This window comes from Terriglobia bacterium (assembly GCA_020073205.1).
Classification (GTDB): domain Bacteria; phylum Acidobacteriota; class Polarisedimenticolia; order Polarisedimenticolales; family JAIQFR01; genus JAIQFR01.
On sequence record JAIQFR010000043.1, the window covers coordinates 21,895 to 33,447 of the forward strand.

At 69.1% G+C, this 11,553-nt stretch carries 11 protein-coding genes; 4 read left to right on the plus strand and 7 right to left on the minus strand.

The features are described from left to right. Positions 1-292 precede the first annotated feature (292 nt). Entirely contained in the window at positions 293-1,513 is a 1,221-nt protein-coding gene (locus LAO51_10785) for an ISL3 family transposase (GenBank protein ID MBZ5639222.1), read from the minus strand. A 274-nt stretch (positions 1,514-1,787) separates the two neighbouring features. On the opposite strand from LAO51_10785, the gene LAO51_10790 reads away from it, so the two are divergent. Next, the gene (locus LAO51_10790) at positions 1,788-2,609 is read left to right on the plus strand and encodes an MBL fold metallo-hydrolase (GenBank protein ID MBZ5639223.1); all 822 of its coding nucleotides are present in this window, start codon (positions 1,788-1,790) and stop codon (positions 2,607-2,609) included. 9 nt (positions 2,610-2,618) lie between these two features. Here LAO51_10790 and LAO51_10795 read toward each other — a convergent pair whose 3' ends face one another. After that, positions 2,619-3,515: a thioredoxin fold domain-containing protein gene (locus tag LAO51_10795; GenBank protein MBZ5639224.1), complete on the minus strand. Its 897-nt coding sequence runs from the start codon at positions 3,513-3,515 to the stop codon at positions 2,619-2,621. Between the two features lie 116 nt (positions 3,516-3,631). After that, on the minus strand, positions 3,632-4,690 hold the full coding sequence (locus LAO51_10800; GenBank protein ID MBZ5639225.1) for a PDZ domain-containing protein: 1,059 nt from the start codon (positions 4,688-4,690) through the stop codon (positions 3,632-3,634). A 335-nt stretch (positions 4,691-5,025) separates the two neighbouring features. On the opposite strand from LAO51_10800, the gene LAO51_10805 reads away from it, so the two are divergent. Both LAO51_10805 and LAO51_10810 read left to right on the plus strand, forming a co-directional pair. Beyond that, positions 5,026-5,736 carry a hypothetical protein gene (locus tag LAO51_10805; protein MBZ5639226.1) on the plus strand — a complete coding sequence of 237 codons (711 nt, stop codon included), beginning with the start codon at positions 5,026-5,028 and terminating at the stop codon, positions 5,734-5,736. Positions 5,737-5,777: 41 nt separating this feature from the next. Then, complete coding sequence (locus LAO51_10810) at positions 5,778-6,131, plus strand: hypothetical protein (GenBank protein ID MBZ5639227.1); 354 nt, start codon at positions 5,778-5,780, stop codon at positions 6,129-6,131. Between the two features lie 75 nt (positions 6,132-6,206). Here the strand turns inward: LAO51_10810 and LAO51_10815 are convergent, their stop codons facing one another. Further along, entirely contained in the window at positions 6,207-6,698 is a 492-nt protein-coding gene (locus LAO51_10815; GenBank protein ID MBZ5639228.1) for a hypothetical protein, read from the minus strand. Positions 6,699-6,855: 157 nt separating this feature from the next. Between LAO51_10815 and ggt the strand changes: the two genes are divergently transcribed. Then, the gene (gene ggt / locus LAO51_10820; GenBank protein ID MBZ5639229.1) at positions 6,856-8,556 is read left to right on the plus strand and encodes a gamma-glutamyltransferase; all 1,701 of its coding nucleotides are present in this window, start codon (positions 6,856-6,858) and stop codon (positions 8,554-8,556) included. Positions 8,557-8,608: 52 nt separating this feature from the next. Here the strand turns inward: ggt and LAO51_10825 are convergent, their stop codons facing one another. The 3 genes from LAO51_10825 to LAO51_10835 all read right to left on the minus strand — a co-directional run. Next, on the minus strand, positions 8,609-9,997 hold the full coding sequence (locus LAO51_10825) for an MFS transporter (protein MBZ5639230.1): 1,389 nt from the start codon (positions 9,995-9,997) through the stop codon (positions 8,609-8,611). Further along, positions 9,994-10,401 carry a superoxide dismutase family protein gene (locus tag LAO51_10830; protein MBZ5639231.1) on the minus strand — a complete coding sequence of 136 codons (408 nt, stop codon included), beginning with the start codon at positions 10,399-10,401 and terminating at the stop codon, positions 9,994-9,996. The genes LAO51_10825 and LAO51_10830 overlap by 4 nt, the downstream gene beginning before the upstream one ends. Positions 10,402-10,582: 181 nt before the next feature. Further along, the coding region (locus LAO51_10835) for a urocanate hydratase (protein ID MBZ5639232.1) at positions 10,583-11,553 on the minus strand (971 nt) is incomplete at its 5' end.

An 11,553-nucleotide genomic window follows, 5' to 3' on the forward strand; every position in this document is an offset into this window, starting at 1 on the left:
CAAGAGTGCAGTCAACGACTGCACTCTTTTCTAATCGAGCCCTCTCTGAAAAAGCATCTGAGCGACCTTCGCGATTACACCAATAGTGATCGTGGCCACGAGGGCCATCAGCCGCCAACCGCCGACGCCACTTACCATGCCCCAGATGCCAAACACCACGACGAGAAGCAGGCAGAGGTAGAAGACGCTCCTACTTATAAGCTCGCCGAGAGCGAGTCGGACCTCTTTGCCGCTTGCGATGTCCTGCAGTTTTTGATCCGCTCTTGGACAGAATGTGTAGACCGTCGTGGATTCACGCTGCTCTCGCCAGTCGAGCCTGGGCAGTAGCCTTCTGAACCTTGAGGATCAGATACTCGTGGTCTCGGTACCCTCGCCCGCGTCGGATGATCGAGCGGATGTTCCCGTTGATCGCCTCGACGACTCCGAAGGGCACCTTGTGGTGGCAGTAGGCGAGGATCCCACCGAGATGGCGTTGAAGCGTTCCCGCGAGTTTCTTGAACGCCGGCAGGCGCTGCCAGCGCAGGCTCCGCACCCAGTCCTCGAAGAATCGACGGGCGGCACCCTCATAGGTGTAGCGCCACAGGCGCTCGATCTCTTCTTTGAGGTAGTAGGCCTTGAACAACCGCCGGTTCAGTGCGAAGGCCGCGTTGAGCAGTCCTCGCTTCTTGCGGGTCAGGTTCTTCCAGCGCGTCAGCAGCAGCCAGCGCTTGCCGCGCATGATCGCCCGCAGGTGACCCTGCTGGCGAAAGAACTCGGCTCGCCGCGTCTCGTCCACCGCGGCGTTGACGTGCTTCATGACGTGGAACTTGTCGAAGACGATGGCCGCCTTGGGCAGGTGTTGCCGCAGACTTTGCAGGAACGGCTCCCACATGTCCACGCAAACCGCCCGAACCGATCGTCGGCGCCGCGGCGGCAGTCGTTCGACGAAGAAGCGGTCCAGGCTCTCCCGTTTGCGCTCCAATCCGGCCCAGATCGGCTCGCCGGCCTCCAAGTCCGAGGTCACGGTCACGCACTGGCCCTTGCGCCAGAAGAGCTCGTCCACTCCAAGCAACCGCAGGGGACGACGAGGGCGGTTGCGGCTCCACGCTTCAAGGGCCCGCTTGTCGATGCGCCGAACCGTTTGCGGCGACAGGTCCCACTTCGGCGCCACCCGGTTGACGGCGGCGTCCTCGCAGTCCCGGGCCACCGCTTCGCTGAACCGCCGCGTGTAGGGATGCTTCCCCTCGAGGAAGTCGATCCGCTCCGAGCGGACGCCGCACCGGCGGCAGTACACGCGGTGGACTTCGATGATCACCCAGACTCTCCACGTCCCCCAGGGCAAGTCCCGCACGCGCCGTTCGCGCACGCTGTGGATCCGCCGCTTGCCAACCCCACAGCCGTTGCAGATGCTCGCCGGTACCGAGCCAGCCTTCCGCACCCACAGCGTCACGTTCGACGTCTCCTCCTCGAAGCGGTGCTGGATCACCTTGTACCCCGGCAGGCGCAAGATCCGTCGTACGATGTCTTCGGGCATCCTCTTCGTGGCCTCCTCTCCCGTTTGCTAGACAGGAAAGGAGAACCCACGAGGGGGTGCCCTTCAAGTCAAGGCCGATGTCACCCCGGCTTCAATCCACGAATTCTGTCCAAGAGCGGTAAATACTAGGGCAGCGGGTGCTCACCCGTCGAGGCGGCTCGGTCCGTGCCGGCGCGGTGACGCTCGGAGCGACTGTGTAGGGGACTTCGAATCAGGACGCCGCGCTCGTGTTCCGGGCGGACGTCGGGGCCGAGCGCCCGCGAGGGGAGAGCGCGTGATCCTTACGCACTCGACGCATCCGGGGTGGCTTTCGAACGCCTATCTCGTCGCCGATGGCGAGCGCGGTGCCGCGATCGCGGTGGACACCGGCGCCCCCCTCGGACCCCTTTTCGACGCCATCGAATCTCACCGTCTCGACCTGGCGGCGATCCTCACGACCCACCGGCACGTCGATCACGTCGCGGGGCATCCCGAGCTGGCGCGCCGAACGGGGGTGGGGATCTATGCCCTGAGAGGCGAGGCGGAGCACGTGCCGAACGCGATTCCCGTGGATGACGGGGAGTCCCTCGAGTGGGGCGGGATCCACGTGAAGGTGATGGGCCTGCCCGGGCACACAGGTCACCATGCGGGCTATCTCGTGGACGGCGTCGGACTGTTCAGCGGCGACTGCCTGTTCGCCGGTTCCGTCGGCGGGTGCTCGAGCCCGTCGGCCGGCTCCTTCGAGGAACTCCGCCGCTCGATCGTGGAATGCGTCCTCGCCCTTCCCGACGATACCCCGATCTACCCGGGGCACGCGGGGGCCACCACGGTCGGCCGCGAGCGGACCACGAATCCGTTCATAAGGGTGATGACCGGACTGGACGCCGCGGGCACGGGACCGTGCGTCGCGCTCGGCCGGCCGGCTCGCCTCCTCGTGCTCGCCCGCGACTACGACGGAAGCACGAAGGCTTGGGTCCGGTTCCTCGACACGGACTCCGACCTGATCCTGTCGGGACGCCGCGTCGAGGTCCACGTGGGCCTTCCCGGGGGCCGTGACACGACGCCCCCCGGCCCGCGCGGAACACCTCCCGGGCCTCCCGAGGTTTCGACCGGCTAGCCTGCCGCCTCATACCCGCGTTCGGGGTGGTGACGTTCGTAAGGCCTGCGCCCTCTTCACGGAGCGCCCGAGCCACGCCGCGAATTCCTCCGGCGAAAGGTACCCCGTCCGCCGCCCGATTTCGTGCCCATCGGGACTCACGACCACGAGCGTCGGATAGGCCGTCACCCTGAAGCGCTCCGCGACCTCCGTGCCGCGATACCCGGATCGGGGCTCGGTGTCCTCGCTGTCCACCCTCACAGCGACGATCTCCGAGAGCTTCCGCGCGACCCCGGCGTCGCGGAAGGTCGTCTGCTCCATCATCTTGCACGGACCGCACCAGGTCGCGTAGAAATCGATGAACATCGGCTTGCCCGTCATCTTCGCGCGGTCGAGGCCGGACCCGAAGTCGAGCCAGGTCAATCTCGAGGCAACGGGGGCCGCCTGAACGGCGTCGTCGTGCCGCTCCTCCTCGGCGGGGGCGGCGATCGGCTGCCGGCGAAACGTCGGCACCCCCGCGGCGACCAGCAGCGCCAGCGCGGCGAGGGTGACCCACCCCAGCACCCGCCCGGTCCGCCGCCACGGGCGCCTCCCCGCTTCGAGACCCCGCGTCGGGTCGCCGGTCGGCGCGACCAAGAGCAGGAGCAGCGTGGTCAGGGCTCCCAGGACCACCGCGTAGTCCGTCGCCTGCTCGCGGCCGGCCACGAGGAGAGTTCCCGCAACCGCCAGGAGCAGGGCGAATACGACCCCCGCCCAACGCGCCCAGGATTGCCGAAGGACGAGTCCGGCGGCCAGCGCGACCGCAATGCAGCCGACGCACAGGCCCACCAGCCGCACGGGCCCCCACGGCGCCGGCGGAAGGCCGGACGCCGCCCAGACTGCCACTGCGGCGAAGTAGATGGCTCCTAGAACGACACCGAAGGGCACGGCGGAGACCTCGTGGAGCAAGCTACTTATCTACCCCAGAGGCGCTTCCCCCGCAAGCATCGGGGCGGGCCGCGCGCCCGAGGAGACGCACGGCCCGCCCCGGAGTGGTTCTCGCGTCACGCCGAAGCCCGAGCGAGCTTCGCCCTCGGTGGGGCCGGCGCGGGCGGCGCCGGAGCGGCCGGTGGCGCGGGAGCGGCGGGCGGTGCCGGACGGGCGGGCGGCGCCTCGCATCGTGCGAGTGGCCCGCCGGACTCCTCCTTCTCCGGCTCCGGGATCGTGGCCTTGACGTGCATGGACCGCCGCTCTCTCACGATCTCGAGGTCCACCGTCTTGCCTTCCTTGTCGGACAGCGCCTCGATCAGATCGCCGGTCTCCTCGATCGAATCTCCGTCCACCGCGACGATCAGGTCGCCGACGCGGATCCCGGCCTTCTCCGCGGGGGTGCCGGACAGAACCCTGCCCACCAGCACGCCGGCCTCGCGGCTGCCTCCGAGGAACTCGCGGAGGTCGGGAGTGGTCTCCACCAGCTCGACGCCGAGCCGCGGTTTGCCGAAGCCTCCGAAAACCTTGAAGCCGTACCCCCCGCCGGCGCGCGGTGTCGCGTGGAGCATCCTCAGGTTCTTTCGGAGCTCCCCCATGTGATCGCGCAGGTCGCGTTGATCGAGATCGAGCTTCTCGAGGTCGGGCAGCTGGATGTCCTCTTCGCCTCCGCCGGGCAGCTCGACGACCACGTGATGCTCTCGGCGCTCCCCGATCTCGACCGTCACGGTCTCCTTCTTCCCGTCGCGAAGCACGGTGACCGGGACCTTGTCGCCCGCCTTCGACGCGTGAATCCGCTTCGTGAGGCTGACCGGGCCGCGGATCACCGCGTCGCCGAATCCGACGACGACGTCGTCGACCCTGAGCCCCGCCTTCTCGGCGGGCGAATCCGAGATCACCTCGACGATCTTCGCCCCGCGCTCGGCGTCCGGGGTCCCTTCGCTCTCCGAGTCGTCACTGAGCCCGACGCCGAGGTAGGGGGTCTTTTCGCCCTTGCTCGATTCGGTCGCGCTGATTCGAATGGCGTGTCTCTCGGCCTTCTTTCCGCCCTCATCCCCCGCGATCGCAGGCGGAACGACGAGCGCCGCGAGCCCCCATGCCGCCGTCAACGTCAAGCAGGTCAGATTCCGGTTCATCGGTCCTTCCTCCATTCCCATCGGATGTCGAACGGTACTACGCGCGAAGCCCTCTGCCGGACGAAACGGGCTCGGTTCTCCCGGCCAGCGGGCCTCCCACCCCGGAAACCCTCGTCGCGCGCGGGCTTGCCCTTCGCCTCACCCCGGCGCCAGATTCCACCCGCGGCCGATCTTTGGCGCGAGGTCCGGGCCCGGAGCCGCTCGGGAATCGCGTGGACGGCCGGGAGTCGAGCCGGTCCCCTCCCGAACGCCTCCGAGAGACAGCGGAGCACGGCGAGACGCGGCGCCGTCGCGGCCCGAGCCCTCGCGCAGACGCTCCGCCGAAGGAGACCGCGATGATGAGAGAGCGCCGGTCAGCACGATCGTCGGCCCAAGGACTCGTGCTCCTCGCCTTCCTGCTCGCAGCCGGCTCGGCCCGGGCGGAGCCGCCGCGCGATTCGCGGCCGGAGGGGGCGTTGGAGGTGCGGATGGAGAACGACTGCCTCGGCTTCTTCGGCACGCTCAAGCGGGGCGGCGTGAAGATCGCGTTCGAAAGCCGGGTCACAACCGTCGGCGCGGAGTCGCGGATCCTCTCCGCGTCAGGCGAGGTACTCACCGAGGTGATCGTGGACGAGTCGGCGGGGATCTTCGAGTACCGCGCGGGAGGCGTCCTCCTCTCGAACGACACGACCGACGACGAGTCGGTGCGCGCCATGGGCACGTTCGCCGGGGAGGAGGCCGCTCTCGCGGCGGAGCATCTCTGGCCCGCTCTCACGAAGAGGGGATACGACCCGGAGTCCCGCGCGATGGCGGCCCTGGCGGCGAATCTCACCGGGTACGCGATGGTGCCGCGCGCGGGCCCGGGAATCGACAGCAAGGCGGGCTGCATGGGCTGCTGCGGGCCGTCCTGCTGGGGATGCACAGGGTGCTATACCAGCGCATGCCTCGCTCACGATCTCTGCGTCATGACGTTCGGGTACACCAGCTCGCAGTGCAACCGTCTGCTCGTCCTCGCGGCGCTCTCGGCTTGGTGCTGTCGCGACGTCAATCTCGGCTCCCTCTGCTGACGGCACTCGTCGGCGCGTATACTTCGGCAGGAGGTGCGCTCATGGAGGACCATCCGGGCCACCGGGCTCCGCTCGTCGCGGCGGTAGCTTTTGGCACGATCCTCGGGCTCGTCCAGCTCGGGCTCTTCTTCACCGACTCGCCCGTCGGCATCACGGTCACGCAACGGGTCCTCGCGGCGGCGCTGCTCGGTGCGGCCTCCGGCGTCCTGCTCGGCCGACTGAGACCCGGGGCCTGGCTGCCGCTCTCCCTGCTGGCGGCGTGGGGGGCGATCGTCATGGGCGGCGCGTACGGTCTGATGAAGACCGAGGGATGGCCGGCGGTGCTCGTCATCCCCGCGGGTCTCGCGGCGCTCGGCGGCCGCGCAGGCGCAGGCTGGGCCCGGCTGCGATCCTGAGGTTCGGGGCGGTCCCCGTTCGCACGATCGCCGCCGGGTCCGGCGATTCAGGCCGGACCTCCGTGGCTGTCCGGGTCAGAGATCGAATGCGGCGTCGCCGCGCGCGAGCACCTTCCCGGTGTCCGAGAACGCCTCCACCTTCCAGACGTAGCTCCCTCCCTTGACGAGCCGGTTCACCTCGTCCGGGTTCAGCGCGACGCTGGGATTCACCGGCGCGCGCTGGAGCAGGGCCGAACCGGCGCCCTTTCCGGACAGGACGAAGGAGTAGTACTTCGTCCCCGAGATCGTCTCCCATCGGAACTTCGTCGGCGTGTTCCCCAGCCGCCCCGGGTGGGGCTCCAGCAACTCGATCTGCATCACGACCGGACCGGTGGGCTTGACCTGCTTCTTCTCCGTCATGAAGAGATACGTGATGCCCGCGCCGACGATGACGACGAGCACGAGGACGGTGACGATCAGCGTCGGGTTGTGACGCCAGCTGGACGCTTCGAGCTCTTCCATGTCGTGCTCGAATCGGTCCTCCGACGACTCGCCCGGCCGGGCAGCCGTGGTCTTCTCGTCCGGCATGGATGCCTCCTTCCCTGGGCTCCGTCTCCCTCTCGGGAACGGCGCCCCCCGGAAGGGAGGCGGAGCTCGCACCTATCCTCGCGCTTTCCGGTTGCGGATACAAGAGCCGAACCGGCGTAGGATGGGAGGTCTCGACCGTTATCCGAGGGCCTTCCCCATGCGCAGAGTCGTCGCCTTCCTTCTGCTCCTTCCCCTCGTCCCGACGGGTCCCGCGGCGGCCGACCGCCCGGACGGACGGATGTTCGCGACGCGCTCCATCGTGTACGCGCGTCACGGCATGGTGGCGGCCGCCCACCCGCTCGCGGTCGAGATCGGCCTCGACGTCCTGAAGAAGGGGGGGACGGCCGTCGACGCCGCGATCGCGGTCAACGCCGCACTCGGATTCCTGGAGCCGGTCTCGTCGGGGATCGGCGGCGACCTTTTCGCGATCGTCTGGGACGCGAAGACGAAAAAGTTTTACGGCCTGAACGCCTCCGGACGGTCCCCGCTCGCGTTGACCGCGGACAAGGTGCCTCCCGAGCCGGACGGGACGATCCCGCTCTACTCTCCCTACGCGTGGACGGTGCCCGGGTGCGTCGACGGATGGTTCGAGCTGCACGCGAGGTTCGGACGCATGCCCATGAAGGAAATCCTCGCTCCGGCCATCCGGTCGGCGCGGGAGGGGGAGCCGGTGCCCCAGGGAATCGCCGCGGCGTGGGAGCGCGGCGGGAGGGCGTTCCGGGACAAGCCGGACTTCGCTGCGACGTTCCTCCCGGGAGGAAAGGCGCCGCACGAGGGAGAGGTGTTCCGGAATCCGGACCTGGCTCGGGCCTACGAGGCGATCGCGGACCGGGGCCGCGACGCGTACTACCGCGGGCCGATCGCCGAGGCGATCGTCGCCCTGTCGCGCCGCGTCGGGGGGTTTTTCGCCCCCGACGACTTCGCGTCGCATCGATCCGAGTGGGTCGAGCCGGTTTCCACCTCGTACCGCGGCGTCGTGCTGTCCGAACTGCCTCCGAACGGCCAGGGGATCTCGGCCCTGGAGTTGCTGAACATCCTGGAGGGCTTCGACCTGAAAGGGATGGGCCGGGGCTCCGCGACGTTCTGGCACACGATGGTGGAGGCGAAGAAGCTCGCCTTCGAAGACCGCGCGAGGTACATCGCCGATCCCGCGTTCGCCAAGGTGCCCGTCGACGGGCTGGTGTCGAAGGACTATGCCAGGTCACAGGCGAAGCGGATCGATCCGGTCCGGGCCGCGGCGCGGCTCGACTTCGGGCATCCTCCGCTCGCCGGCGGCGACACGACCTACCTCGCGGTGGCCGACTCCGAGGGGAACATGGTGTCGCTCATCCAGAGCAACTACACCGGGTTCGGCTCCGGGTACGTCGTCGAGGGGTGGGGCTTCGGGATTCAGGACCGCGGAGGGCTGTTCAGCCTCAAGCCCGGCTCGCCGAACCTCCTCGAGCCCGGCAAACGCCCGTTCCACACCATCGTCCCTGCCTTCCTCACGCGGGACGGGAAGCCCTGGATCGCCTTCGGGGTGATGGGGGGCGACATGCAGCCGCAGGGGCACGCTCAGGTCGTCGTGAACCTGCTGGACTTCGGGATGAATCTCCAGGAGGCCGGCGACGCGGCGCGCTTCTACCACACCGGGTCCAGCGAGCCGACCGGGACCCTCATGACGACGGGGGGGATCCTCTACCTGGAGAGCGGCGTGCCGGCCGAGGTGCGCCGCGACCTGGTCCAGATGGGGCACAGGGTCGCCGACACCAACCCCGCGGCGTTCGGCGGGTACCAGGCGGTCGCGATCGACCCGGTCACCGGGGTCTACGCAGGCGCCAGCGAGTCTCGAAAGGACGGCTGCGCGATGGGGTACTGATCGTCGGCAACGCGGCTCCGCCGAGGTCCCGGCGAAAGGAGGCGGAGCGGCTTCAAGCGGCGGACGCGTCCGGCCGCCGCTCGAGCCAGAGGTTGTAGAGCCACATGCCCGCCGCGGAGGCGAAGCCGATCCCCATCAGGAGCAGCCATCCGGTCGCCACGGCTCCCGGCCGCACGTCGAGCAGGCCGTCCGGCCTCGTCGATGCCCCGTCGCACATGATCTCGTTGAAGATGTACGCGCCGATCCAGCCGCTGATGAGGGCGCCGATCGCCGTCGGCAAGTTGGCGTAGCCGAGGAACAGCCCTTCCTGGCCCTTGGGCGCCATCGCGCCGATCCATTCGAAGGTGCGCGCGGCGGTGAACAGCTCCCCGACGGCGATGAGGGCCACGGTGAGGATCACGAACACCGAGCCCGCGGGCAGGCCGAACACCGACGGGGCGCGGAGCCCGCCGCCCGCGAAGAGCGGGACGAGGTTGATCACCATCGCGAGGCCGATGATCACCGTTCCGACCACGATCGAGCGCACCGCCTTCAGCTTCCCGAAGAGCTTCGTGACCAGGAGCTGGAAGCAGACGATCGTGACCGGATTGGCGGTGGTGTAGAGGTCCATCGCCGGGTTCGCCTCGACGATCTTCCCCGCGTAGAGCGGAAGCACGTTGTAGACCTGGTTGTAGAGGAACCAGAACCCGGAGAGGATCGTCAGGAAGATCGCGAAGCGCGGGTTCCGCAGCACGAGCACCATGTCGAGGAGGATCCTTCCGACCGTTCGCGCGGGGGCGGCGCGGGCGCCCTCCGGGCGGTCGGGCTCGCGAAACGTCAGGAGCACGATGAAGAACGCGGCGACGGAGCAGCCCATCGCCACCAGGTAGATGGCGCTCAAATCGGACCGGGAGGTGCGGACCCAATAGGCGACCACCCGCCCGACGATGGAGCCGATGTTGATCACCATGTAGAAGATCGCAAACGCGAGGGTCGCGCGCCCCGAGTGGGTCTTCTGAACGGTTCCGCTGATGCACGGCTTGATCACCGATCCGCCGGCGCCGATCAGTAGAATGCCGAGGACGACCGGGAGGCCGACCCCCCACCCCGCGGTGAGGTCCTTCCCCGGGATCGGCGCGAGCCGCTGTCCTCCGAACCAAACCGGGTAGCCCATGGCGAAGTAGCCGGCGGTCAGGAGGACGAACGCCACGAGGAGCGATCGCCTGAAGCCGATCTGGTCGGCGATCGTCCCGGAGAGGATCGGGAGGAAGTAGAGGAGGGCCCACAGGACCGTGCTGCTCAGGAGGCTCGGCCAGTACCTCCCGAGCCCGAGCCGCCCCAGGTAGATGACCACGAAGCTGGCCATCGAATAGTAGGCCGCCCGCTCGAACAGCTCCGTGGTGTTCGCGACCCAGAAGGCGCGGGGGAAGCCCCGCGGCGATCTCGCGGCGTCCGTCCTCACGGCGCCAGGCGCACCACCCCGCACCCGATCCGTCCCCCGGCTCCGCCCGTCGGCTGGGTCATGAAGTCGTCGGCGGAGGCGTGCACGACCACGGCGCGCCCGAGCACGTCGCTCTCGGGCCGGCCGCCGATCGACCAGAGGTTGGTGGAGAGCGTCGTGCCCCCCTTGCCGTCCGGTCCGACCTCGATGTTCCCGATGTCGCCTCGATGGAAGGGGGAGAAGCCCCACTTGCCGTGCGCCTGGCCCGTGGGATTCCAATGCGATCCGGCCGACATCGCGTCGGGGGCGCTGCAGTCCCCCTTCTCGTGAAGGTGGACCGCGTGGGTCCCTGGCGGCGCGTTCTCCAGCCGGATCTCAAGCATCACATAGCCCGCTTTCTGGACGAACGTCGCCTGCCCGCTCATCTTGCTTCCGCTCCGCCCCTCGATCGTGGCCGCTGCGTGCTTGTCGGCCCCCTCGGCCCCCTCGGCCCCCGCGGGCGTCTCGGCCTTCCGCATGTGCACCACGTCCCTGCGGGGCGCCGAAATGGCGGGGCCCGCGGCGAGTCCGGCTGCGGCGAGGATGATCACGACCCCGTATCTCACGTCACATCTCCTTTCGTCCGCTCCGCGATGCGCTCTTGACGGCCTCGCGCACGAGCGATTCGTCGGCGGGATTGGGCAGCGTGACGGCCATGCGCGGCTCGGATTCCATCGCTCGCCGCGCCGCGCTCTCCGCGCCCGGTTTGCGCGCCCAGGCACGGCGCGCGATGCCGTTGTTCACGTCCCAGTGGATCATCGAGCGGATTCGGCGGGCGGCGGCGGCCGTCCCGTCCGCGACCATCCCGAACCCGCCGTTGATCACCTGTCCCCAGCCGACCCCTCCCCCGTTGTGGAGGCTCACCCAGGTCGCCCCGCGAAACGCGTCGCCGATGACGTTGTGGACCGCCATGTCGGCGCAGGAGCCGCTGCCGTCCCGGAGATCGGCGGTCTCGCGATAGGGGGAGTCGGTCCCCGACACGTCGTGGTGATCGCGGCCCAGGACCACCGGCGCCGAGATCGCGCCGTCCCGCACGGCGTCGTTGAACGCCAGCGCGATGCGGGTGCGTCCCTCGGCGTCCGCGTAGAGGATGCGCGCCGCGGAGCCGACCACCAGCTCGTTCGCCTCGGCCTGGCGGATCCAGCGGAGGTTGTCCAGCATCTGGCGCCGGATCTCCTCCGGCGAGCGGGCCGCCATCGCCTCGAGCACGTCCCCTGCGATCCGGTCGGTGACCCTGAGGTCCCCGGTACGCCCGCTGGTGCAGACCCAGCGGAAGGGGCCGAACCCGTGGTCGAAGCACATCGGCCCCATGATGTCCTCGACGTACGACGGGTAGACGAAGCCGCCGTCCTCCCGGGTGACCCGCGCCCCCGCGGTCCTGGCCATCAGGAGGAACGCGTTCCCGTAGTCCCAAAAGCGCATGCCGCTGGCGGCCATCGCGCCGATCGACGCGACCTGACGGCGGAGGGACTCGTGGACCCGCTCCCTGAATCCCGCCGGGTCCGCCCGCATCATCTCGTTCGCGTCCCGAAGCGAGA